The sequence below is a fragment of the Mycobacterium sp. E3305 genome, from assembly GCF_001666785.1.
Taxonomy (GTDB): Bacteria; Actinomycetota; Actinomycetes; order Mycobacteriales; family Mycobacteriaceae; genus Mycobacterium.
Window position 1 is genome coordinate 19,022 of record NZ_LZJA01000304.1, and the last position, 23,850, is coordinate 42,871.

Sequence of the window (23,850 nt, forward strand, 5' to 3'; positions counted from 1 at the left end):
CGAGAGTGGCTAGGAGAAATGGGTAGGAGAAACCCTATGCGCGTGGCGACCTTCAACATCCTGCACGGCCGCACCGTCGGCGACGGGGTGGAGGTGCAACGGCTGCGGGACTGCGTGCGCCGGCTCGATCCCGACGTGCTCAGCCTGCAAGAGGTCGACTGCGATCAGCCGCGGTCCGAGCGGGCCGATCTCACCGCGGTGGCGGCCGAGGCGATGGGCGCCGTGGAGCACCGGTTCGTGGCCGCGATCTCCGGCACGCCCGGGGCGACGTGGATGGCCGCGACGGGTCGAGAACAGCCCGGGACCGCCGCCTACGGCATCGCGCTGCTGTCGCGGTACCCGGTGACCAGCTGGCAGGTGGTGCGGCTGCCCCGCATTCCGATGCGCTTTCCCATGTACCTGCCGGGTCCCAACCGGGTGATGGTCGTCGACGAGGAGCCCAGGGCGGCGGTCATCGCACGGATGCGCACCCCGATGGGCGAGCTGACGGTAGCCAACACCCACCTGTCTTTCGTGCCCGGCTGGAATCGGCGTCAGCTGCGCCGGCTGGTGCACGACCTGCGCGGCTTCCCGGGCCCGCGGCTGCTGACCGGGGACCTCAACATGACACCCAAGACCGTGCGGCGCTGGTCGGGCATGCGGGCGCTGGCGGCCGCGGCGACGTTCCCCGCGCACGCCCCCGACCGCCAGTTGGACCACATCCTGACCGACGATCGCGGACTGCGCGGCAAGGCCGTCACGGCCGAGCCGATGAACATCTCCGATCACCGGCCGCTGGTCGTCGACCTCGTGCATTCGTGAATCGCCGGCCGGTTATCCCATCGCGCTGAGCCGGCGCTTGACGCGCGCGATCTCGTCTACCGAGGGCAGCGCGTCGGTGACCCGGGTGATTTCCACCCCGACGTCCACATTGGAGATCGAACGACACGTCGGGACCAGCAGTTTCGTCGCGATGGTGGCGACCTCGTCGTCGGACACCCGGCGCGGCAGCAGCGCCAGCACCGGCGAGTGGCCGAGGGCGGGGGCACCGCCCGGGTAGCCCGCGCGCAGGAACGCGACGATGCTCAAGACGCGATCGCTCAGGCCCATGTTCCACCTCGTTCATCCGGTCGTAGCCAGGAATAACCGGCCCGCGCGGTTTGAAACCCGGCACGCCCGCGAAAGCGAAAAAGGGGCCCGGCCCCTAGACGGAACCGGACCCCTTCGTCAGCGTGCTACTGGTTTTCCTTCTGACGCTCCTCGGCGGCCTTGGCGCCGGCCCGCGCGGACTCGGCTTCGGCCTCCTTCTTGCCCGCGTCGCGCTGGGCGTCGGCCTTGTCCTGCTGGGCCTGGCCCTCCTCGACCATGTCGTCGCGGCCGAGCACGGTCCCGCCGGCCTCCTTGACCTTGCCCTTGACGCCCTCGACGGCGCCCTTGACCGCTTCCTGCGGTCCGCTCTTGTCATCCCCCATGGGGTCGACCTCCCTTTTGTTTACTGTGCATCTCGCTCATACGGCGTTCCCGTCGGCCGAACCGTCAAACGCGCAGACCGCTGTGCGCGCGATCACGCGGAACGATTCCACCTTCAAATTGGACCGTTTGGGACGCGATCCGGTGGGTAGTAATGAGCGACCACCAACGAAAGCGGGTGAGGTTTCTTGACCACCGTCGCCGTGATCGGGGCGACCGGGACCGCCGGGTCGCGCGTCGTCGCCAGGCTCAGGGCCAGGGGCGTCGCGGTCGTGGAGGTTTCCCGCACCCACGGCGTCGACGTGCTCGACGGCGAGAGCCTGTACCGGGCGCTCAAAGGAGTCGATGTCGCGATCGACGTCGCCAACCCCGAGCCGCACGACGGTCACCCCACTGCCACCGAGACGCTGGCCGCCCGCAACGTCATGGGTGTCTGCTCCGCGCGGGGCGTGCAGCGTCTGGTGGTGGCGACGTTGGCCGGCATCGACGATCCGGTGTTCGACGGGCTGCCCTACTTCGAGGGCAAACGGGCGGCGAAAGAGATCCTTCTCGAGGGCCCGGTCCCGGCCACGGTCGTGAAGTCGACCCAGTGGTATGAATCCGCCACCGGCCCAGCGGGGCCGGTGATTTGTGACGGGAACGAGGTGATCGTGGAGGATTGGCTGATACAGCCCATCGCGGCCGACACTGTCGCCGACGTCCTCGTCGAGGCGGCCCTCGGACAGACGCACACGCCGCGCACCATCACGGGTCCCGATGCCATCCGGCTGCCCGAGCTGACCTCGAAAGTCCTTGCCCAGCAAGGCGATGGCCGTGCGGTGCGGGTGGTGCAGCCCGCCCTTCCCGCGCTCGCCGCGGGAGCATTGCTCGCCCCCGAGCGCGCGGTGGTCGTCGGGCCCGACGTCGAAACCTGGCTCCGGACGGTGCCGCCGGCGAGCACCGACGGGGACGGCGACGGCGCCACGCTGCACCGGCCGGATTTCTCCCAGACCTGACCGGTCGTCCTTAGCCAGAAAACGAAGAGTTGCCGACGGTGCGCGGACCATTCGGTGCCGGATGCGCTGGTCGAGCGCGCTGACCACACCAGGTCACCGCGGGCCGTCGTCATTTTCCTGCGCCGACGGAGGCAACGGCGTTATGGTCACCTCAGGTTGAATCCACAGCTGCCCTCACGCGAGCGGCCGTGGGCACCGGTCGCTCCTCACTCACCCATCCGATGGGGCGACGATATGATTGCTCAACCCTACCGAGTCGAACAACGACTCCACTGCTACGAAATCGATTGCGCCGGGGCGCGACTGGACGTGCAGGCGCACGGCCTGGCCACCGTACTCGGCGTCAGCGGCGAAATCGACGCGTCCAACGCCGACCTCATCGCCAAGGCGATCCGGCGCTTCGTGCGACTGCGGGCCCCGCTGATCCTGGACTTCAGCCGCGTGGACTACCTGGGCAGCGCGGGCCTTCGTGTGCTGCTGCTCGTGCAGGATGAGTGCCGGCTCGCCCGGCTGCACTGCAGCGTGATCGGCGGTGTCGCCCTGCGTCGGCTCACCCGCCTGGTGACCGGACTCGGCCTGCCCCTGGTCGATTCGATCGGCGAGGCGCTCCAACTGATCCGCGCCTCCGCAAATGGCACGCAGCGACGGTGATTTCAGGTCACGATTCCGTCACGATCCTGATCACGAATCCTTAAGAATTGCCGGCCCGTTTCTAAGAATTCTCAACATAGCCGGGCGGATTTGACTGTTCGCTTAGTGAACGCCCGCGTTCCGTGGCCGCTTCGCGGGGTTGGCACACTTTCCGTTCCTCGCGGGCGATCACGACCACTGTTGAATTCCGCTACTTTGGTTTTCGAGGATCGGGAGCCTCTCTGGCAAGAATCAATTCGTAATTTCGAAGGACACATTCATCATGAAAATCAGCAGTATTGTCGCGCGCCGGCGGCTGGCCGGCGTCGGTGCCGGCTGCCTGCTCGGGGGGATCACCATGGGGCTCGTCGGCGCGCCGTCGGCGGCCGCAGCGCCCGACTGCAGCCCCGGCGGGGTCAACGCCACCGTCTCGTCGGCGCAGGGCTCGGCTGAGCAGTACCTGGCCGCGCACCCGGGCGCCAACGACGTGGTCAGGGCCGCCTACACCCAGCCGCGGCCGGAGGCCGAGTCCAACCTGCGGGGCTACTTCACCGCGCACCCCCAGGAGTACTTCGACCTGCGCGGCATCCTGGCACCGATCGGTGACACCGAGCGGCAGTGCAACGTCAAGGCCCTGCCGCCGACGCTGGAGTCGGCCTACCAGGAGTTCATGGCCGGTTGATCCCGGCTCGAAGCGACCCGCCACGACGCTGTGGCGGGTCGTTTCGCTTCACGTGTGAACGGCCCTCGTGACGGGTAATTGTCCAGTCAACGTGACTGGAGGGAAAGATGCGGCTGCGTCGCAGTGTGCTCAACAAGCCGGGGATCGCGCGTAAGCGCCGGGGTAAGGGCTTCGCCTATTACGGGCCCGACGGCGAGTTGCTGTCCGACCCCGAAACCCTGCAGCGCATCAAGGATCTGGTCATTCCGCCGGCCTGGAAGAACGTGTGGATCTCACCGCATCCCAATGGCCACATCCAGGCCGTCGGCGTGGACGCCGCCGGCCGCCGCCAGTACCTCTACCACACCGCGTGGCAACAGGAACGTGCCGAAGAGAAGTTCGACCGCGTCCTGGAACTGTCCACGCGCCTGCCCCATTGGCGCGCCGCCATCGCAAAAGACCTGACGCGCAGCGGCTTAACGCGTAAGCGGGTGCTCGCGGTGGCGTTGCGGCTGCTCGATCGCGGCTACTTCCGGGCCGGCAGCGAGCAGTATGCCGAGGAGAACGAGTCGTACGGGCTGGCCACCCTGCTCTGTGAACACGTGCAGGTCCGGCGCGACGCGGTGGCCTTCGACTTCCCCGCCAAGAGCGGCGTGCGGCGCACGGTGGAAATCGAGGACCCCGAAGTGGTCCGGGCGGTGCGCGCCCTCATGCGCCGGCCCGAGCGAACCGAACGACTCTTGGTGTGCCGCAACGCAACCGGATGGCTCGATGTCCGATCCGACGACCTCAACGCCCGCTTCAAGGAGTTGGTCGGGAACGAATTCACTGTCAAGGACCTGCGCACCTGGCACGGAACGGTGCTGGCGGCCACCGCGTTCGCCGACGCCGATCCGGCCGTCTCGCAGCGGGTGGCCAAGCGGGTCGAGTCCGCCGTCATGAAGGAGGTCGCCGAGGAGCTCGGCAACACCCCGGCGGTGGCCCGCGGGTCTTATGTGGATCCCCGCGTCGTCGCCGGCTACGAGCAGGGGCTGACGATCGCCGCGGCGACCCGCCGCGCCGAGCGCGCGCGCGATCCCGACGCGGCTCAGGAAATCCTGGACAAGGCCACCCGCATGCTGATCCGCCGAGTGGCCAAGGGCGCTGGCACCTCCGTGCTGCTGAAGAGCGCCTGAGGCGCCGTGGGCCGGGCTCCTGCACAGGTGAGGCGCGACGAGTCGGCGCGGCCAAGGCGGGCGAGCGATCGTAGTGCTGAACACCACGACTCGCTCGATCCGACCATGGCGTAAGAGGGGGCTTGGGCTACGGCGGAAACGGCGCACCGCAAGGCTTTTAGCCGAATAAAGCCGACCGGCGGCGCGTTCACAGGAAACCCGACGAATAACGGCGGCGATCGTGGGTATGCCCGTCGTGTGGGAAGCGCTTCAGCCTGCCCATTCACGTCTGACTGCGGTCGAAACGGACGGCCGTGGGCCTTCGCAGCAAACCGCACGCCCCCGTGGCTTCGGCGTCGGCCGGCGTAGCTAGCGAATCGTCATCGAAAACCGTCTGTCTAGGAGGAACACCAATGGCTAAGCAAGAGGTCTCGGACTACCTGCTGGAGCGACTGCGGGCGTGGGGCGTTGAGCACGTCTTCGCCTTCCCGGGCGACGGCATCAACGGGATCCTCGCCGCATTCGGCCGCGCCGACAACAAGCCCATGTTCATCCAGTCGCGGCACGAGGAGATGAGCGCATTCGAGGCGGTGGGCTACGCGAAGTTCACCGATCGAGTCGGGATCTGCATGGCCACCTCGGGTCCGGGGGCGATCCATCTGCTCAATGGCCTGTACGACGCCAAGCTCGACCACGTTCCGGTGGTGGCCATCGTCGGACAGACCAACCGCAGCGCTATGGGCGGTTCCTATCAGCAGGAGGTCGACCTGCTGAGCTTGTTCAAGGATGTCGCGAGCGACTACGTCCAAATGGTCACCGTGCCAGAACAATTGCCCAATGTGTTGGATCGTGCCATCCGGGTGGCGATCGCTCAGCGCGCGCCGACGGCCATCATCATCCCGTCGGATGTGCAGGAACTTCCGTATTCGCCGCCCACGCACGCGTTCAAGATGGTGCCCTCCAGCCTTGGCATCGAGTGGCCGGCGGTCGACCCCGAAGACGCGGCGGTGCGGCGGGCGGCCGACCTGCTCAACGCCGGCAAGAAGGTTGCCATGCTGGTCGGCAACGGCGCGAGCGGGGCCCGCGACGAGCTGATCGAGGTCGCCGACCTACTGGGGGCCGGCGCGGCCAAGGCGTTGCTGGGTAAGGACGTGCTGAGCGACGAATTGCCTTGGGTGACCGGCTCGATCGGACTGCTGGGGACACGGCCGAGCTACGAGCTGATGCGGGACTGCGACACGCTGCTGACGGTGGGCTCCAGCTTCCCCTACACGCAGTTCCTGCCGCAGTTCGATCAGTGCCGCGCGGTGCAGATCGACATCGACGGCCGCTTCATCGGCATGCGCTACCCGTATGAGGTCAACCTGGTTTCGGACGCGAAGTCGGCACTGCGGGCGCTGATCCCGCACCTGCGGCGCAAGGACGACCGCAAGTGGCGCGAGACCATCGAATCCAACGTGTCCCGCTGGTGGGAAACGATGGAGATGGAGGCGAAGGTCAGCGCCGACCCGGTTAACCCGATGCGGATGTTCTCCGAGCTGTCCCCGATGCTGCCCGACGACGCCATCGTCACCGCCGATTCCGGCTCGGCGGCCAACTGGTATGCGCGCCAATTGAAGTTCCGCGGCAACATGCGCGGCTCGCTGTCGGGCACGCTGGCCACGATGGGCCCCGGCGTGCCGTACGCGATCGGCGCGAAGTTCGCTCACCCGCGGCGGCCGGTCATCGCTTTCGTGGGTGACGGCGCGATGCAGATGAACGGCATGGCCGAGCTGATCACGATCAAGCGCTACTGGCAGGAGTGGGGCGATCCGCGGCTGATCGTGGCGATCCTGCACAACAACGATCTCAACCAGGTCACCTGGGAGATGCGCGCAATGGCCGGATCGCCGAAATTCGCCGAGTCCCAAAACCTTCCCGACGTGGACTTCGCCGCGTTCGCCGCGAGCCTGGGCCTGAACGCGATGGCCATCAAGGACCCCGAGGAACTCGGGGACGCGTGGCGCAACGCGCTTTCGGCGGACCGCCCCACCGTGTTGGACGTGTTCACCGATCCCAACATGCCCCCGATCCCGCCGCACGCCACCTGGGATCAGTTCAAGGCCGCCACCACGGCGGTGCTCTCGGGTGACGAGGACCGAGTCGGCTTCGTCAAGGTCGGCCTCAAGACCAAGGCGCAGGAATTCATGCCGCACAAGAAGTGACGACGCTTCGCCGGCTCAGAGGTTGGAGCCGGCGCTGCGCAGGTCGTCGACGAACAGCCGGTAGGCCTCCTCGCGTCCATCGCTGCGGTCGCGCAGCACGGCCGACGGATGCACCGTCGCCACCACGGCCGGCTCGGGGTCGACGTCGACGACGGAGGAGGGCAGCCGCAACTGCTGGCCGCGCTGGGCGGAGACCCGAAAGTCGGTGCCCAGCAAGGATTGTGCCGCGGTCGCGCCGAGGCACACGACGACGTGCGGCCGCACCGCCTCGATTTCGGCGATGAGCCAGGGCCGGCAGGCGACCACCTCGGTGCGTCCCGGCTTTTGGTGGATCCGCCGTTTGCCGCCCTTGCGGGTGAACTTGAAGTGCTTGACCGCGTTTGTCTCGTACGTCAGCGAGGGATCGATGCCGGCGTCTTCCAGGGCGCGCGCGAGCAGCCGCCCGGCCGGCCCGACGAAGGGCTCACCGGCGCGGTCCTCCTGGTCGCCCGGCTGCTCGCCCACCAGCATGATCGGTGCGCCGGGATGTCCGCGGCCGAACACCGTCTGGGTGGCGTCGGCGAAAAGCGGGCAGCCCCGGCAGCATTCGGCCGCGGCCCGAAGCGAATCCAGGCCCCGCTGCTCGGGCAGGTAATGCTCGGCCCCCGGTGCCTTGGTTGCGGTCATGGTGCTCCCTTGCCTACCCGACGGGGCTGGGGCGCCCCCACCCAGGTCGTGCGGGGGCGCCCCATCGAGTCGTGCTAGCCCTTGCCGACGATGGCGTCGCGGGCCCGGTCGAGCATCGCCGCGAACGGTCCCGCGGCCAGGTTGGCCGCCTGCGACTCGACTCCGGCGTGCGGCCGGGTGGGCGCGATCGCCTCGGCGAGCTTGGCCGCGCGGCCCATCCGCTCGAGCTCGTCGCCGCTCAATTCCTGGCCCAGCTTGGAGAATTCGTCGTGCTCCTCGTGCTCGGCGTGCGCGACGACCGCGTCGCGCAGCTGAGTCAGCAGGCTGGTGAACTCCGCGCTGTCCACGTCGAGCTTCTCCAGCTTCTGCAGGACCGTCTTGGCCTCGTGCTCTTCGTGCAGTCGCTCGTCGACCACCGCGGCGCCGTCGGAAAGCTTCCGCTTGGCCCGCGGGTGCACGATTTCCTCCTCGGCGGTTTCGTGGACGGCGAGCAGTCGGCGCAGTTCGACGAACGCCTTTTCGCGTTCTTTGCCCGACGCCGCCAGGGTTTCGGCGAACAACGATTTGATCTGCTCGTGCTGACTGACAAGAAAGTCGACCACATCGGTGGGCGACGTGATGGCGCTCTGAGCCATGATGTCCTTCCCATTTTGTTCCGCGCGCGGGCTGTTGCGCGCTCCTGTTCGGCTACCCGACGAATTCGGCGACCAAACGGTACGGCCGTGCACCAGTGGGTAGTTCCTCATCAAGTCGCGAACGAGGAGAACGATGGTGACTACCGGAATGCGCAGTCGGGCGGGGATCCTGGGCGCGCTGGTCGTGACGGCCGGCTGCGCGGCGCCGGGGGCGTCGCTGGAAAGCGCGCCCGACGTGGTGGTGTGGTCGGTCGCCGCGCCCCTGCGCGGGCCGGTGTGGTCGTATCGGACGCACGCCCTCGTCGCGCTCACCGGCGACCGCCGGCTGGCCGAGGTGACCGCCGGTGACCGCCCGGGCGACGCCAGGACGCGGCTGTCGGCGCCCATGGCGGCCGGACGCAACCTGCAGATCAGCCAGCGGGACGACCGGATCGTGTTCGTGCCGCAGCCCGAGCGCGGCAGGGTCGCCGAGGTCGACCTCGAAAGCCTGCGCCAGATCGGCGATTTCGACGCCGGGCCCGCCCCGGCGTATCTGTCCGAGGACGCCGGGTTGCGCACGCTGCTCGCGCTGTCGGCGGACGGAACGACGGTGACACCGGTGGATCAGCACGGTGATCGCAAGCTACCCACCGCCCGGATCGCCGGCGATCCCGCGGACACCATCGACGGCGCCAATCGCGGCCGCGAGATCGATTACCACGCCTATGCGCCGTCCGGAATCCGCCATTACCAAGGCTCTTCGTCACCTCCGGCGGAGCGCGGGTCGTTGGGGATCGACGTCGCGGTGTCGGCGGGCGACGGCACCGCGGTGACGCGCAGCTACGTGGCCGGCCACGACGACGCCACGCTCTACGCCGTGGATTCCCGCCGGGGCGGGGAGGGGCTCACGGTGCTGGCCCGCACCCGGCTGCCGTCCCCGATCCGCGAGTTGGGCACCGACGACACCCGGATCTACGCCGCCACGGACCACGAGGTGGTGGTGCTGGAGACGGCGAGCTTCACCGGCTTCCCGGCGGGGACGATCCCGGTGGTCCGCGCGATCGGCTACCGGGCGGGGCTGCCGCCCGCGGCCCAATCCGCGCCCCTGTCGGGCATGGCGATCGGGCCCCACCGGGTGTACCTGACCCTCGCCGACGTGCCCTACGTGGTCAGCGTCGCCAAGCCGCGCCTCTGACGCCCGGGCTTCGGCTACATTTCGGGCAGGTTGGCCGGTAAGGAGGCGCTGGCGTGACCAACCCGCAGGACCCGTATTGGCAGAACCCCTATACCTACGACCCGCTCGGCCGGGTTCCGCCCGCGCCGTCCCCGGTGGAACCGCCGCCCGTCTTGGCGCCCCCGCCCGCGGTGCCCTATCGGCCGCCGGTCAACGTGCTGGCGACGCTGTCGCTGGTTTTCGCGTTCGTGTTCGCGCCCGTCGGGGCGGTCCTGGGCCACGCCGGACTGGCGCAAATCCGCCGCAGCGGGGAGCTCGGCCGGGACCGCGCCCGTGTCGGGCTGGCGCTGTCGTACGCGTTCATGACGCTCGCCGTGGTCGCCGTCGTCGCGTGGGCCACCTTGGGCGCGACCCCGTCCACCCAGACCGCCGCGCCCGCCACCACTACCGGCGCGGCACCCCCGGCGCCCCCTGGTCCGGTGGCGCCGGACGCCCTGGCGGCGCTGCTGCCCGGCGCCGACGCCCTGCGCAACATCACGTCCGACCAAAATCTCGAGGCCGGCCAGACGTGGGACAGCCTGGGCCGATCCAGCGCGGAGGGGGCCATCGACCGGCCGGAATGCTGGGGCAGCATCGCGCCCGGAACGCCCGACGCCTACGCCGGTGCCGCCGTCACCGGATACCGCGCAGCGGAGTTCCGCGACTCGCGCAGCTTCCTGAAGTCCACCCAGGTGATCGAGGCGGTCGTGGCCTTCCACGACCCTGCCGCCGCCCGGGCACAGCTGGCGGCGTTGCTCTCGGGATGGCGCCAATGTGGCGGCTCGACCGTGACGCTCACACCCCGCAACGGGGAGTCGCTCACGTTTTCGGTCGGCGCACCCGCCGACGCCGGCAACGGCGTCACCACCCAGGATCTGACGCCCCGGGGAGTGCAGATCCGCTCGGCCCGCGTCATCGCGGCCAAGGCCAACGTGGTCGTCGACCTGATGGTGTCCTGCAGCGGCACGACGGACGGCGCTCAGCCGCGGCAGGGCGGCCTGGGCATCGCCACCTTCGTGCTGGGCAAGCTGCCTGGCTAGGGTGGGCCTATGAGGTATGTCGACGTCGACGGAGTGGGCCGGGTCAGCCGGATCGGCCTGGGCACCTGGCAATTCGGGTCACGGGAGTGGGGCTACGGGGAGGGCTACGCGTCCGGCGCCGCGGGCGAGATCGTGCGCCGCGCCCTGGCTTTGGGGGTGACGCTCTTCGACACCGCCGAGGTCTACGGGCTGGGCAAGAGCGAGCGGATCCTCGGCGAGGCACTCGGCGACGAGCGCGCCAGCGTCGCCGTCGCCAGCAAGATCATGCCGGTGGCGCCGTTCCCCGCCGTGGTCAAGCAGCGGGAGGCCGCCAGCGCGCGGCGGCTGGGCCTCGACCGCATCCCGCTCTACCAGATTCACCAATCCAACCCGTTGGTTCCGGACACGGTGATCATGCCGGGCATGCGCGACCTACTCGACGCCGGCAAGATCGGCGCGGTCGGCGTCTCCAACTACTCGCTCGCGCGGTGGCGGAAGGCCGACGCCGCGCTCGGTCGGCCGGTCGTCAGCAACCAGGTGCACTTCTCGCTGGCCCACGCCGGGCCGCTGGAGGACCTGGTGCCCTTCGCCGAGCGGGAGAACCGCATCGTTATCGCCTACAGCCCGCTCGAGCAGGGGCTGCTCGGCGGCAAGTACGGCCTGGACAACCGGCCCGGGGGCATCCGGGCGCTGAACTCGCTGTTCGGCACTGAGAACCTGCGCCGGGTGGAGCCGCTGTTGCAGACGCTTCGCGACGTCGCGACCACCGTCGGTGCCAAGCCGGCCCAGGTCGCGCTGGCCTGGCTGATCAGTTATCCGGGTGTCGTCGCCATCCCCGGCGCGTCCAGCGTCGAGCAGCTCGAGTTCAACGTCGCCGCCGCCGACATCGACCTGCCCCCGGACGCCCGCGAGGCGCTCACCGGGGCGGCCCGCGCCTTCCGGCCGACCTCGGCCGGGCGTTTCCTGACCGACCTGGTTCGCGAGAAGCTGGGCCGCTAGGACTGCGCGGAGTCGGCGAACGCGGCGGGGCTGGCCGGTGCGCCCCGGGCCACCACCACCGGCATCGAGGTCGCGGAGTTGGTCCGCAGGATGGTGTGCACCACGTCGATCAGGTCCTCGACGGGCATCAGCTTTCCCGGCATGCAGCCGCGGGACGCCCACAGCGGGACGGCCTTCATGGCGAGGTCCATGTCCCAGCCGATGTTCATGCCCGTCGCCGCGTCCCCCTCGCCGCCCGGGCACTCGCCGACGATGAAGGTGGTGAACCCGATGTCGGGATGCTCGGCCCGCCACGCGTCCACCATCCGCTCGAGGGCGGCCTTGCTGACGCCGTAGGCGCCCAGGCCCGGCCACGGCGGCCCGAAGGTGCCCGCGTCGGAGGACAGGTAGACCGCCTTGCCGGCGGAGACCGTCAAGTGCGGCAGCGCCGCGGCGGTCACCAGCGCGGCGCCGATCACGTTGGTGTCGAAGATGCGCCGCCAGGTGGCGGCGTCGGTGTCGACCATGCGGACCAGCGGGCCGACGGCCGGGGTGTAGACGATGTTGTCGATGCCGCCGAGGGCGTCGGCGGCAGAGGCGATCGCCGACCGGCACGACGCCTCGTCGGTGACGTCGCATTCGATGGCGACCGCGCCCGGGCCGGCGTCCTTGGCCGCCGCCTCGATGCGCTCGCGGCGCCGGGCCAGCAGCGCGACCTGATCGCCGCGCTCGGCGAGGCCGACACCGATGCAACGACCGAGCCCGCTGGAGGCGCCCACCACCACTGTCCTTGACATATTTGCCCTCTCTTGTAACGAGCTGCCGTCGGCAAAAACCTACCGGATAGCACCCGGCGCATGTCGATGGCTGGGCGGCCTAATTCCGGACGACGGTGTTCCGCTCCCCAAATTTGGCCTGGTACATGGCGGCGTCCGCCCGGGCGGTGACCGCGTCGACGGTATCGCCGGGTAGGGCAAGCGTGGCGCCGATGCTTAGAGTGGCGGAGATCGAATTGCCGGACACGCGGATGGGTTCGGCGGCCCGACAGCGAATCTTCTCGGCTATCCGGGCGAGCTCGTCGATGTTGCGGACGCCGGGCAACAGGGCGAGGATTTCGTCGCCCCCGGTCCTGCCGACGGTGTCGCCGCGGCGAACGCTTCCCCGAATCCGCGCTGCCAGGGTCGCGAGCACGAAGTCCCCGATCCCGTGTCCCCAGGTGTCGTTGATTTCCTTGAAATGGTCTACGTCGCAGAACAAGACGCCGACGTAGGTCCCCGCCGGTTGCGGATCCTCGAGCGCGGCGGCGAGCCGGCCGAGGGCCTCGGCACGGTTCACCAGGCCGGTCAGGGTATCGAACCGGGCGAGCCGTTCCAGTCGCTGCTCCGCCTCAACCTGCTCGTCGACGACGCGCACCGCGGCGATCATGCCGTCGGTGTTGCCGTCGGCGTCGACGTATGGTTTGCCGTGGCTCTCGACCCAATGGTATTGACCGTCGGCGGATCGAATTCGGAACCGTTGCACGACCGATTCGCCGGCGGCGACCCTGCGCAGAGCGGCGCCGACCGCCTCGATGTCCTGCGGGTGGATGTGGCGGTTGAAACCTGGGCCGATCCACCCGTCCGGCGGCCGGCCCAGCGCCGTCTCCACGGACGGCGACACCCAGACGATCTCGTCACCCCGGATGAGCACGACGATGTCCACCGCGTTGTCGGCGAGGATGCGGTAGCGCGCCTCGGCCTCGGCGCGCTCGGTGCTGGCCAGCTCCTTTTCGATCAGCAGTTTCTGCTCGTTCTGGATGAACACGAAGGTGATCACCCCGACGACGAGGGTGCCCAGCAGGATCGAGAAGGTCCACTCGGCGTGCGGTCCGACCCCGAGCCCCAGGAAGATCGGCCGCGATACCGCGACGACGACCGGCAGCGCGGCGAGCAGGCCGGCCAGCCGAAGCAGCGACTTCCGGTCGGGGCGGGCGAGCAGCCAGGCGACCGGGAACCGGTCGGGGCGCGCCAGCGCCGTCGCCGCGGCGACCAGCAACAGCGCCGACGCCGTCATCAGTGCCTGGCCGGTCGAAGGCGAGGTGCCCACCAGCGCCAGCGCGTCGAAGAGGTAGGCCCCGACCGTGACGAACGGGATGGCCCCGCCGGCGGCGGTGCACGCGGGCCGGACCACGCGGGTGCCCCGATCCACTCGGATCAGGCCGGTGGCCGCCGCCAGGAACAGCGCCGACACGCCTGTCTGCGGGCTCGGCCGCCCCGGCCAGCTCCATCGTGACGCACGGACCGCGTCACCGAACCACACCTGGTCGAATCCGGACGACGGCCTGCCGGTGGCGTACTCCGCGAGCACGATCACGGCGAGGGCGCCCACGACCAGCGCCAGTCCTCGCCCGACCCACGCGCGCCCCCGCGAGGGGCTACCCGACTGGAGCAGAATCGCCGCACCCAGCCCCGCCAGCCACGCGCCCGTCCAGGGCATCATCTCCGGCCAGGTCGGGTGGATGCGGGTCAGCCGGTCAACACCCGTCGCCCAGCCCACCCACGTCATCGTGGCGAGGGCGAACACCAGCAGCAGGGCGATCCGCCGGCACCAGGCCACGTCGTTCAGGCACGCCTCGGGGCTCCGCCCGTCCATCGGCTGCCCCTTCCTTCCCCCAACGGCGCGCACCCGACAGTGTGCGCGGATCGACGGCCGATGCCCGAGGGCACAAGGTAATCAATCCATGGGCGAAAGGTCCCCCGGCCACCCGGGCGGGATCAGCCCCCGTCGGGGGCCTGCAGCACCACGGCCGTATGCGCATCCACGGTGAGCGTGCCCCCGCCGGGCACCTCCTCCGCGGGCGTCTCCTCGTCGGGGCCGGTGAACACCACGAGCTGCCAGGCGGCGCCGAATTCCTTTGGCGGCAACGTGAATTCGATCGGCTCGTAGTGGGCGTTGAAGCAGAGCAGAAAGGAGTCGTCGAGCACCCGCTGCCCCCGCGCATCGCGGTCGGGGATGCCGTGCCCGTTGAGGAACACCGCGACGGACTTCGCGAACCCCGCGCCCCAGTCCTCCTCGGTCATCTCGGTGCCCTCGGGGGTGAACCAGGCGATGTCCGGCAGCCCGTCCTGGCCGCGGCGGCCCAACGGCTTGCCGGAGAAGAACCGGCGCCGGCGGAAGACCGGATGGTTGGCGCGCAGCGCCGACACGACGCGGGTGAACTCCAGCAGGCCGTTGTCGGCCTTCGACCAGTCGATCCAGGTGATCTCGTTGTCCTGGCAGTACCCGTTGTTGTTTCCGTTCTGCGTGCGGCCCAGCTCGTCGCCGTGGCAGATCATCGGCACGCCCTGCGACAGGAGCAGCGTGGTGAGGAAGTTGCGCTGCTGGCGGGCGCGCAGCGCGTTGACACCCGGGTCGTCGGTGGGCCCCTCCGCGCCACAGTTCCACGACCGGTTGTGGCTTTCGCCGTCGTTGTTGCCCTCGCCGTTGGCCTCGTTGTGTTTCTCGTTGTAGGACACCAGGTCTCGCAGCGTGAACCCGTCGTGGGCGATGACGAAGTTGATCGACGCGACCGGGCGGCGCGCGGTGTGCTCGTAGAGGTCGGCCGATCCGGACAGCCGATAGGCGAACTCGTCGAGGGTCGACGGCTCCCCGCGCCAGAAGTCCCGGACGGTGTCGCGGTACTTGCCGTTCCATTCCGTCCACTGCGGCGGGAAGTTGCCCACCTGGTAGCCACCCGGCCCGACGTCCCACGGCTCGGCGATCAGCTTGACCTGGCTGACCGTCGGATCCTGTTGCACCAGTTCGAAGAACGTGGCCAGCCGGTCGACGTCGTAGAACTCGCGGGCCAGCGTCGACGCGAGGTCGAAGCGGAAGCCGTCGACGTGCATCTCGGTCACCCAGTAGCGCAACGAGTCCATGATCAGCTGCAGGGCGTGCGGGTGACCGACGTTGAGGCTGTTGCCGGTCCCCGTGTAGTCCATGTAGTAGCGCTTGTCGTCGTCGACGAGCCGGTAGTAGGCGGCGTTGTCGATGCCGCGCATCGACAGCGTCGGGCCCATGTGGTTGCCCTCGGCCGTGTGGTTGTAGACGACGTCGAGGATCACCTCGATGCCGGCCTCGTGCAGCGCCCGCACCATGGCCTTGAATTCCTGCACCTGGCCGCCGGGCGAGGTCGAGCTGGAGTACTTGAAGTCCGGCGCGAAGAACCCGATCGTGTTGTAACCCCAGTAATTCGACAGGCCCTTGTCGACCAGGGTGGAGTCGTTGGCAAAGTGGTGCACGGGCATCAGCTCGATCGCGGTGACGCCCAGGCTCTTGAGGTGCTCGATGATCACGGGGTGCGCCACGCCCGCGTAGGTTCCGCGCAACTGCTCGGGCAGGTCGGGGTGGGTCTGCGTCAGCCCCTTGACGTGCGCCTCGTAGATGACCGTGTCGGCGTACTGGTGGTCCGGCGGCCGGTCGTTGCCCCAGTCGAAGTAGGGGTTGATCACCACCGACTTGGGCATGAACGCGGCGGAGTCGTCGTCGTTGCGGCTGTCCGGGTCGCCGAAGTTGTAGCTGAACAGGGCCTGGTTCCACTCGAACGATCCGTCGATGGCCTTCGAATACGGGTCCACCAGCAGCTTGTTCGGGTTGCACCGCAAGCCGTTCGGCGGGTCGTACGGGCCGTGCACGCGGTAGCCGTAGCGCTGGCCGGGTTCGATGTTGGGGATGTAGGCGTGCCAGATGTAGCCGTCGATCTCGGGCAGCGGGACCCGGCTCTCGGTGCCCTCGGCGTCGAACAGGCACAGCTCCACCCGCTCCGCGACTTCGCTGAAGACGGCGAAATTGGTGCCCGCCCCGTCGTAGGTGGCGCCCAGGGGGTAGGCGCGGCCCGGCCACACCTCTCCGGTGGGCGTGGGGGCGATGGCTTCTGCGGATGTCATGGCGCAATCAATACCCTACCGGGGCCTCCCCCAAACGGTGGTTCGGAAGGCCTTGCAGCAAAACGATTTTCAGGGCCGTAACATGACCTTCACCGCCCCGTCCTGCTTCTTCTGGAAGATCTCGTAGGCGTGCGGGGCCTGGTCCAGGGGCAGCACGTGGGAGGCGAACGTGTCGACGCCCAGCGGGTCGTCGTCGGTCAGCAGCGGCATGATGTCGTCCACCCACCGCTTGACGTTGGCCTGGCCCATCCGCAGGGTCACCTGCTTGTCGAACAGCGTCAGCATCGGCAGGGGGTCGGCCATCCCGCCGTACACACCGATCAGCGATATCGTCCCACCGCGGCGGACGATGTCGATGGCGGAGTAGAGCGCGCTTAGCCGGTCCACGCCGGCGGTCTGCATCAGCCGCTTGCCGATGAAGTCCGGCAGCATGCCGGTGGCCTGCTGGGCGAACTTGGCCGCCGGGGATCCGTGCGCTTCCATGCCGACCGCGTCGATGACGGAGTCGGAACCCCGCCCGTCGGTCAGGTCCCGGATCGCGTCCCCCAGCGAGCAGTCGAGTCGCCCCAGGTCGATGGTGTGGATGCCCCGCTGCGCGGCGCGGCCCAGGCGCTCGGCCACCAGGTCGACCGCGATCACCCGATAGCCGAGGTGGTCGGCGATGCGCGCGGCCATGTCACCGATGGGGCCCAGGCCGAGCACGGTGACCGTCCCGCCGTCGGGGATGTCGGCGTAGGCCACCGCCTGCCAGGCGGTGGGCAGCACGTCGGACAGGTAGACGAATCGCGAATCCGGCGGGCCCACAGGGACTTTGATGTGGGTGAACTGCGCTTGCGGGACGCGCAGCAGTTCGGCTTGCCCGCCGGGGACCTCGCCGTAGAGCTCCGAGTAGCCGAATAGCGCAGCTCCCATGCCCTGCTCGCGCACCTGGGTGGTCTCGCACTGGGTGTAGAGCTGCTGGTCGCACATGTAGCAACTGCCGCAGGAGATTTGGAACGGGATGACCACCCGGTCGCCGACCCGCAGGTCACCGGTTTCGCCACCGACCTCGCGCACGATACCCATGGGTTCGTGACCGAGGATGTCCCCGGGTTTCATGAACGCCCCGAGAATCTCGTACAGGTGCAGGTCCGACCCGCAGATGTTGGTCGAGGTGACTTCGATGATGGCGTCGGAGGGCTTCTCGATCTTCGGGTCTGGAACCGACTCCACCCGCACATCGCGCTTCCCGTGCCACGTAACAGCCTTCATGCGCGTGGCACATACCCGCTCGGCGCGGGCCGAAACGCCGCGGCCCCTCGTCGCAGCGCGTCAGCGGTGCGGACGCTTGAGGGGATGCTCGTTGTCGATCAGCGACTTCGCGATGTCGGTGAGCCGGGTGTTGGATTTCTGCGACAGCCGGGTGAGCAGCTCGAAAGCCTCGACGGCGTCCAGATTGAACCGCTCCATGATGATTCCCTTGGCCTGACCGATCATGTCCCGCGACGCCAGGGCACTGCGAAATTGGTCTTGCCGGCGCAACATCGACCACGCCAGCGCGACGTGTGTGGCAAAGACGGCGCCCAACTCCACGGAGTCGTCGTGAAACGCGTACGGGGAGTCGGAGTAGAAGTTCAGCGCGGCCATCGTGCCGTGGCCCACGAACAATTCGTAGGACAGGATGGACCGGATCGGCGTCTGCTCGATCGCGTACCGCCGATACCGCGGCCATCGTTGGTCCTCGGCGAGGTCTTCGACGTGCATCAGGTGGTGCCGCCAGGCGGCATCCAGGCACGGTCCCTCGCCGTAGCGGTTCTGGATGGCGTCCAGCAGGATCGGGTAACGATGCGTCGCGGCCACGTTGATGACGGACTTGCTCCGCTCGGCCAGCGTGATGCCGGCGTACTGGCAACCCGCCACGTGCAGGACGCCGTTGTCGATGAGTTGATTCAGGCCCGCGGTGGTATTGCTTTCCCGGCGCTCGAGGCTGGACACCAGTTCGGCCAGCTGGGTGACCACCGCCGCACTGCCGTCTTGCACAGCACCCCCTTTCGATGGCCTGCCCTTTGGCGGCCCCCGGCAACGAATCCGCGCAGGCCGAGTGCCGAGGGCCACGCCTCGCTCATTCAAGCGTGCGAATGGAAATTCGGTGCGTCAACCCACAAAACGAAGTCTAGGTGCCAGAATACGAAGCGCAACCAAGCGGCGGCGCTCGGCGACCACCGTGCGAATAACCTTCACCAGGTTTGCCTGCACGTAACACGTTGGCATTGAACAGTTTTCGTCGCGGTCGTCGACGTTCGCGCGGCGACGCCCCGGATCTTCGCGGGACGCCGTCCTACACTCGGCTTGGTGACCTCAATCGTGATCGTTGGCAGCGGCTTCACCGGATTCACCTGCGCGCACCGTCTGGCACGCATTCTGCGGCGACGGCGCGAGCAGGTGGACATCACGATCATCTCCCCGGTGGATTACATGCTCTACACACCGTTGCTGCCGGACGTCGCCGGCGGGGTCGTGGACGCCCGCTTCGTCGCGGTCCCGCTGGCCAACAGCCTCAAGGGTGTGCACGCGGTACGCGGGCGCGTGGACGGCGTGGACTTCGATCGGCGGACGCTGACGTGGTGCGATCCCGAGGAACGCAACCACACCATGTCCTGGGACCGGCTGGTGCTCACGCCGGGTTCGGTGACGCGGTTGTTCGACGTGCCGGGGCTGGCAACCTGCGCGCGCGGGTTGAAGACCACCGCCGAGGCCCTTTACCTGCGAGACCATTTCGTGGAGCAGCTCGAGCTGGCCAACATCGAGGACGACCCGCGGGTGGCGGCGGCCCGGCGCACGGTCGTCGTGGTCGGCGCCTCCTATTCGGGCACCGAGCTGGTGGCGCAGCTGCGGGCGCTGGCCGACGCGGCGGCCAAGCAGATGCGGTTCGATCCCGCCGACGTCAAGTTCTTGCTCCTCGACCTGGCGGAGCAGGTGATGCCGGAAGTGGGCAAGAAACTGGGTGACGCCGCGCAGAAGGTACTTCGCCGGCGCGGCATCGACGTCCGGCTCGGCGTGACGCTCAAGGAGGCGCACGCCGATCACGTTGTGCTCAGCGATGATTCGCGCATCGAGACCCGCACGATCGCGTGGGTGACCGGTGTCACCGGTGCACCGCTGGTCCAGGAGCTGGGCTTGCCGACCGAGCGGGGCCGGCTCAAAGTCGGTGCGGATCTGCGCGTGCCGGAGCAGCCGGACGTGTTTGCGGCCGGTGACGCCGCCGCGGTTCCCGACCTGACCCAGCCCGGCAAGATCACGCCGCCGACCGCCCAGCACGCGACCCGGCAGGGCAAGGTGCTGGCCCGCAACGTGGCGGCCAGCCTCGGGTACGGCAGCCCCAAGGAGTACAAGCACCGCAATCTGGGTCTGGTGGTCGACCTGGGACCGTGGCAGGCGGTGGCCAACCCGCTGAACATCCACCTGTCCGGGCTGCCCGCGAAATTCGTCACCCGGTCCTATCACCTGTACGCGATTCCGCGGGGGGTCAACCGATGGGCGGTGTCACTGGCCTACCTGACGGACCTGCTGTTCGACCGGTCGGTGGTGTCCATCGGGCTGGCGTCCGAGGAGGACGCGCAATTCGCGGCCAGCGAGGGCATCCCCATGCCGAAGACCGGCTGAACCCCTCAGCCGGCCGCCTGCTGCGCCCTGGCGTAGGCGAGCTGCAGGAAGTCGGCGCCGGTCAACACGGTGAAGACGCCCGCCACCAGGCGGGTGAACCGCGGCGCGAACACCAGGCCGATCGCGAAGCCGGTCGCCACCCACATGTCCAGGCAGAACGGGCAGGTCAGCAACTCCCCCAGGCTGTGCCGAAGCGGGCTTTCGTCCCGAACCTCCTCCATGACCTCCGCCGGGCCGCCGCTGCCGGCGAAGCGGGTGAAGGGCGCCCGCAACGGGCTCGTCACCGCGTCCTTGGTCAGGGTGCGCGAGAGCTTGTGGGTGCCGAGGGTCACCGTGACCAGGTCCTGGATGCGCCAGCGCGTCGGCAACGTGCGCCCGGTGAGCAGCGCGGCCACGGTCGCGACCCCCACCACGGCGCCGTAGATCGCCAGCACCACGAGGTAGCCGCCCAGCGGCCGCGGCTCGTCGCCCCGGTACTCGTCCGCTTCGCGCCGCGCTTCGTCGACCACCTGGGCCTTGGCCTCCGCCACCTCTGCCATTGCCGCTCCTTCACTAGGGACAGCTGGCTGGGTACCCGATGTCGGTGAACGCAATCGGCGGACGGCGGGCGCCTCACGCGTCCTGGCGCGCGGACCCCCCGTTTTTCGCGGCCTTGCGCAGCGTCCGGTTGGTGGACTGCAGGTCGGTATTGGCCGCCGAGAGCGTCGCGTTGTGGTCCTCGAGCTCCAGGATCCGCGCGATGCCGGCCAGGTTGACGCCGGCGTCGACCAGCTCGCTGATGCGCTTGAGCCTGGTCAGGTCGTCGGCGCTGTAACGCCGCGTCCCTCCATCGCTTCGCGCCGGCGTGACCAGCCCGTACCGCTCGTACAGGCGCAACGACTGCACCGCGATGCCGGAAAGTTCGGCGGCCACCGAGATGCCGTATACGCCGTGATCGGGCGCCGGGGCGCCGAAATCGCTGCGTTGGTCGGTCATCACGCGTCTCCCCCAGAACTCACGGGCTCAGAAAATCTATCTATCACACTTGCGCCATTGTGTCGATAGTGCTATATCAAATCTATGTCATTGGACATAGGTAATTGCCAGACCACAGCCTAGATTGGAGTGAGAGGTGACCACCATGCTGATGCGTACCGATCCGTTCCGTGACCTCGACCGCTTCGCCCACCAAGTGTTCGGCACCGCCGCCCGGCCTGCGGTGATGCCGATGGACGCCTGGCGCCAGGGCGAGGAGTTCGTCGTCGAGTTCGACCTGCCCGGCATCAACGCCGACTCGCTCGACATCGACATCGAGCGCAACGTCGTGACCGTGCGGGCCGAGCGGCCTGCCCTGGACCCCAACCGGGAGATGCTCGCCACCGAGCGCCCCCGGGGCGTGTTCAGCCGGCAGCTGGTTCTCGGCGACAACCTCGACACCGACAAGATCGAGGCGTCCTACCGGGAAGGCGTTCTGCGCCTGCGTATTCCGGTGGCCGAACGTGCCAAGCCGCGCAAGATCACCGTCGGCCGGGGCGACACGCAGACGGCCATCGACGAGAACGCCTCGCACCGCGAGGTCATCAACGCCTGATCGCCCGGCTGGGCGGCGGCTCGATTCCGGGTAGCAGACACGGGCCGCCGCCCATCGCCGGCCCAACGGCAGGAAAGCCGGGTGCGAGATGAAGTGGGAACTCGACGGTCAAACGGTTGACGTCGAACGGGCGTTGGCCGGTGGCTCCGCGCAACCGGCCGGCTGGTTCCGCTTCTATTTCACCGATCAGCGCTGGGAGTGGTCGGAGCAGGTGCAGCGGATACACGGCTACGAGCCGGGCACCGTCACGCCCACCACCGAACTGGTGCTCTCGCACAAGCACCCGGACGATCGCGGCCAGGTCGCGGCCACCATCGACCAGATCGTGAACACCCGCCAGGCGTTCAGCACCCGCCACCGGATCGTCGACACCGGCGGCAACGTGCGCCACGTCGTCGTCGTGGGTGACCGGTTCTTCGACGACGACGGGGATGTGGCCGGCACGCACGGGTTCTACATCGACGTCTCCCCGGCGACCGGACGGCCGGATGAGGAGCTGGTCAGCGCCAGGCTGGCCGAGATCAACGAGAACCGGGCCGGCATCGAACAGGCCAAGGGCATGCTGATGCTGGTCTACGGCATCGACGCCAACGCGGCCTTCGAGTTGCTCAAATGGCTTTCGCAGGAGGCCAATATCAAGCTGCGGCCGCTTGCCGAGCAGATCGCCGAGGACTTCCGCGGCGCCGGAGGGCGCCTCGACGCCCGATCGGAATTCGACCATCTGTTGTTGACCGCGCACGAGCGCGCCGCCCAACGCAGCCGGTCATGACGACTTGCGGCGCCTCTTGCGGGCGGCCGCCAACAGTTGCGCCATGCCCTCCTCGATGCCGGCGGCGAGCGCATCGATGTCGGGTGCGGTGTCGTAATCGGCGGTGATGCCGAAAACGAACGTGTCGGCGTAGCTGAGCATCGCGACGCCGGTGCGCACCTGTAGGGCGATCGGCGGGATCGGCAACAACTCCAGCACCCGGCGGCCCATCAGCCGCTGCCGGCTCCGTGGACCGGGCACGTTGGTCGCCAACGCCACCACCGCCCGCTGGGGTATCCGCGAGAGCAGGCGAATGGCCCACGCGGACAGCGCGAATGGGGTGCGCTTGGCCGCCACCACCATTGCGCTGCCACCCTCGCTCTGCCCGCTGGCTTTGGCGTGGCTGAGTCGATCGTGCACCAGCTTGAGCTGCCGCACCGGGTCCTCCTCGTCGACCGGCAACAACGGCAGCATTGCCGACACCCGGTTGCCCGCGACGTTGAAGTGGTCCACGGCGCGGACCGAAACCGGCACGAGGGTGCGCAGCGAGTCGCGGCCCGGGCGCTCCCCGCGCGCCAGCAAGACACCGCGGTAACTGTTGGTGATCGCCGCCAGCGCAACGTCATTCAGCGTGACCCCGAAGGCCCGGGCCACCTTGTGCATGTCGGTCAACCGGGCGCGGGCCGCGCTGTACCGCCGCATCGTGGTCACCGGCCCGTGCAGCGACGAATCGGGGGCGGGATGCAGCAGCCCCGCCGCGAGCTCGGCCGCGCCGATCGCCGCGTGTTCCGCCGCGGTCACCGCAGCGAACGCGCTGCGGCCGATACCGCTCGCCCAGCTCAACGGGTTGAGGTTCACCTTGGCGGGCCCCGACCGGGCCGACAACCTGGCAGCGCCGACGTCGGCGGCGAACGTGTCGCCGTCGCCGTCGTCGCTGAACTTCGACAGCAGCTGCGTGGTGGCGATGCCGTCGGCGATGCAGTGGTGAATCTTGGTCAGCACCGCCCATCGATTTCGGCTGAGCCCCTCGATGATCCAGCACTCCCACAGCGGGCGCTCGCGATCGAGCCGGCGCTCCATCAGCGACGCGATCAACTCGAACAGCTCCGCGTCACCACCGGGATGTGGCAGCGCGATGCGGTGCAGATGGCGCGCGAGGTCGAAGTGCGGGTCATCCACCCAGTTCGGCGGGCGCAGGTCGAGCGGATGGGTCCGCAGCACCTGCCGGCACCGCGGGATCGTCGCGACCCGTTCGGCGAACGACGCGAAGAACTCCTCGTACGTCGGGGCCGGCCCCTCCACGATCGACACCCCGCCGACCGCGAGGCTCACGTGCGGATCGGAATCCTCGACCTCCAGGAAACCGGCATCCAGGGCGGTCAATTGCTCCATGGTGCTACTTT

At 68.8% G+C, this 23,850-nt stretch carries 24 protein-coding genes; 12 read left to right on the forward strand and 12 right to left on the reverse strand.

Annotated features, from left to right (window positions below; genetic code table 11):
* Window positions 1–36 precede the first annotated feature (36 nt).
* The gene (locus A5701_RS26275; RefSeq protein WP_067761073.1) at window positions 37–801 is read left to right on the forward strand and encodes an endonuclease/exonuclease/phosphatase family protein; all 765 of its coding nucleotides are present in this window, start codon (window positions 37–39) and stop codon (window positions 799–801) included.
* Window positions 802–813: 12 nt separating this feature from the next.
* On the opposite strand, the gene A5701_RS26280 is transcribed toward A5701_RS26275, so the two are convergent.
* Together A5701_RS26280 and A5701_RS26285 are read right to left on the reverse strand one after the other, a co-directional pair.
* Window positions 814–1,089, reverse strand: coding sequence for a DUF3349 domain-containing protein (locus A5701_RS26280; protein WP_067761075.1), 276 nt, complete (start codon window positions 1,087–1,089; stop codon window positions 814–816).
* A 125-nt stretch (window positions 1,090–1,214) separates the two neighbouring features.
* Window positions 1,215–1,451, reverse strand: coding sequence for a general stress protein CsbD (locus A5701_RS26285; RefSeq protein WP_067761077.1), 237 nt, complete (start codon window positions 1,449–1,451; stop codon window positions 1,215–1,217).
* Between the two features lie 186 nt (window positions 1,452–1,637).
* On the opposite strand from A5701_RS26285, the gene A5701_RS26290 reads away from it, so the two are divergent.
* From A5701_RS26290 to A5701_RS26310, 5 genes are all read left to right on the forward strand, one after another.
* A complete protein-coding gene (locus A5701_RS26290; RefSeq protein ID WP_067761079.1) occupies window positions 1,638–2,444 on the forward strand; it encodes an SDR family oxidoreductase in 807 nt (268 codons plus the stop codon).
* 234 nt (window positions 2,445–2,678) lie between these two features.
* Window positions 2,679–3,095 carry an STAS domain-containing protein gene (locus A5701_RS26295; RefSeq protein ID WP_067761080.1) on the forward strand — a complete coding sequence of 139 codons (417 nt, stop codon included), beginning with the start codon at window positions 2,679–2,681 and terminating at the stop codon, window positions 3,093–3,095.
* A gap of 262 nt (window positions 3,096–3,357) precedes the next feature.
* The gene (locus A5701_RS26300; protein ID WP_067761081.1) at window positions 3,358–3,756 is read left to right on the forward strand and encodes a heme-binding protein; all 399 of its coding nucleotides are present in this window, start codon (window positions 3,358–3,360) and stop codon (window positions 3,754–3,756) included.
* Window positions 3,757–3,863: 107 nt separating this feature from the next.
* On the forward strand, window positions 3,864–4,910 hold the full coding sequence (locus A5701_RS26305; RefSeq protein ID WP_067761084.1) for a DNA topoisomerase IB: 1,047 nt from the start codon (window positions 3,864–3,866) through the stop codon (window positions 4,908–4,910).
* 392 nt (window positions 4,911–5,302) lie between these two features.
* A complete protein-coding gene (locus A5701_RS26310; protein WP_067761087.1) occupies window positions 5,303–7,093 on the forward strand; it encodes a thiamine pyrophosphate-requiring protein in 1,791 nt (596 codons plus the stop codon).
* A gap of 15 nt (window positions 7,094–7,108) precedes the next feature.
* On the opposite strand, the gene A5701_RS26315 is transcribed toward A5701_RS26310, so the two are convergent.
* Both A5701_RS26315 and A5701_RS26320 read right to left on the reverse strand, forming a co-directional pair.
* Complete coding sequence (locus A5701_RS26315; protein WP_067761089.1) at window positions 7,109–7,759, reverse strand: UdgX family uracil-DNA binding protein; 651 nt, start codon at window positions 7,757–7,759, stop codon at window positions 7,109–7,111.
* 74 nt (window positions 7,760–7,833) lie between these two features.
* Window positions 7,834–8,394 carry a hemerythrin domain-containing protein gene (locus A5701_RS26320; protein ID WP_067761092.1) on the reverse strand — a complete coding sequence of 187 codons (561 nt, stop codon included), beginning with the start codon at window positions 8,392–8,394 and terminating at the stop codon, window positions 7,834–7,836.
* 133 nt (window positions 8,395–8,527) lie between these two features.
* Here A5701_RS26320 and A5701_RS26325 point away from each other — a divergent pair, with 133 nt between their 5' ends.
* The 3 genes from A5701_RS26325 to A5701_RS26335 are packed head-to-tail and all read left to right on the forward strand — an operon-like array spanning window position 8,528 to window position 11,604.
* The gene (locus A5701_RS26325) at window positions 8,528–9,568 is read left to right on the forward strand and encodes a hypothetical protein (protein WP_067761096.1); all 1,041 of its coding nucleotides are present in this window, start codon (window positions 8,528–8,530) and stop codon (window positions 9,566–9,568) included.
* 53 nt (window positions 9,569–9,621) lie between these two features.
* Entirely contained in the window at window positions 9,622–10,626 is a 1,005-nt protein-coding gene (locus A5701_RS26330) for a sensor domain-containing protein (RefSeq protein ID WP_067761098.1), read from the forward strand.
* A gap of 9 nt (window positions 10,627–10,635) precedes the next feature.
* Window positions 10,636–11,604, forward strand: a complete 969-nt coding sequence (locus A5701_RS26335) for an aldo/keto reductase (protein ID WP_067761100.1) — start codon at window positions 10,636–10,638, stop codon at window positions 11,602–11,604.
* On the opposite strand, the gene A5701_RS26340 is transcribed toward A5701_RS26335, so the two are convergent.
* From A5701_RS26340 to A5701_RS26360, 5 genes are all read right to left on the reverse strand, one after another.
* Window positions 11,601–12,368, reverse strand: coding sequence for an SDR family oxidoreductase (locus tag A5701_RS26340; protein ID WP_082969841.1), 768 nt, complete (start codon window positions 12,366–12,368; stop codon window positions 11,601–11,603). The two genes, A5701_RS26335 and A5701_RS26340, sit on opposite strands and share 4 nt — an antisense overlap.
* Window positions 12,369–12,459: 91 nt before the next feature.
* The gene (locus tag A5701_RS26345) at window positions 12,460–14,214 is read right to left on the reverse strand and encodes a sensor domain-containing diguanylate cyclase (RefSeq protein WP_067761104.1); all 1,755 of its coding nucleotides are present in this window, start codon (window positions 14,212–14,214) and stop codon (window positions 12,460–12,462) included.
* 122 nt (window positions 14,215–14,336) lie between these two features.
* Window positions 14,337–16,487, reverse strand: coding sequence for a glycogen debranching protein GlgX (glgX, locus tag A5701_RS26350; protein WP_067761106.1), 2,151 nt, complete (start codon window positions 16,485–16,487; stop codon window positions 14,337–14,339).
* 69 nt (window positions 16,488–16,556) lie between these two features.
* Entirely contained in the window at window positions 16,557–17,738 is a 1,182-nt protein-coding gene (locus tag A5701_RS26355) for a zinc-dependent alcohol dehydrogenase (protein WP_067761108.1), read from the reverse strand.
* A 60-nt stretch (window positions 17,739–17,798) separates the two neighbouring features.
* Window positions 17,799–18,506, reverse strand: coding sequence for a GAF and ANTAR domain-containing protein (locus A5701_RS26360; RefSeq protein ID WP_067761110.1), 708 nt, complete (start codon window positions 18,504–18,506; stop codon window positions 17,799–17,801).
* Window positions 18,507–18,818: 312 nt separating this feature from the next.
* On the opposite strand from A5701_RS26360, the gene A5701_RS26365 reads away from it, so the two are divergent.
* Entirely contained in the window at window positions 18,819–20,129 is a 1,311-nt protein-coding gene (locus tag A5701_RS26365) for an NAD(P)/FAD-dependent oxidoreductase (protein ID WP_067761174.1), read from the forward strand.
* 5 nt (window positions 20,130–20,134) lie between these two features.
* On the opposite strand, the gene A5701_RS26370 is transcribed toward A5701_RS26365, so the two are convergent.
* A complete protein-coding gene (locus A5701_RS26370; protein WP_067761114.1) occupies window positions 20,135–20,668 on the reverse strand; it encodes a DUF1360 domain-containing protein in 534 nt (177 codons plus the stop codon).
* 73 nt (window positions 20,669–20,741) lie between these two features.
* Window positions 20,742–21,104 (reverse strand): helix-turn-helix transcriptional regulator, encoded by a 363-nt coding sequence (locus A5701_RS26375; protein ID WP_067761115.1) that lies wholly within the window; start codon window positions 21,102–21,104, stop codon window positions 20,742–20,744.
* Window positions 21,105–21,249: 145 nt separating this feature from the next.
* Here A5701_RS26375 and A5701_RS26380 point away from each other — a divergent pair, with 145 nt between their 5' ends.
* Together A5701_RS26380 and A5701_RS26385 are read left to right on the forward strand one after the other, a co-directional pair.
* On the forward strand, window positions 21,250–21,699 hold the full coding sequence (locus A5701_RS26380; protein WP_067761176.1) for an Hsp20/alpha crystallin family protein: 450 nt from the start codon (window positions 21,250–21,252) through the stop codon (window positions 21,697–21,699).
* Between the two features lie 88 nt (window positions 21,700–21,787).
* Window positions 21,788–22,468, forward strand: coding sequence for a PAS and ANTAR domain-containing protein (locus A5701_RS26385; protein ID WP_067761117.1), 681 nt, complete (start codon window positions 21,788–21,790; stop codon window positions 22,466–22,468).
* Here the strand turns inward: A5701_RS26385 and A5701_RS26390 are convergent.
* Window positions 22,463–23,839, reverse strand: coding sequence for a wax ester/triacylglycerol synthase family O-acyltransferase (locus A5701_RS26390; RefSeq protein ID WP_067761119.1), 1,377 nt, complete (start codon window positions 23,837–23,839; stop codon window positions 22,463–22,465). The genes A5701_RS26385 and A5701_RS26390 overlap by 6 nt on opposite strands.
* Window positions 23,840–23,850 lie beyond the last annotated feature (11 nt).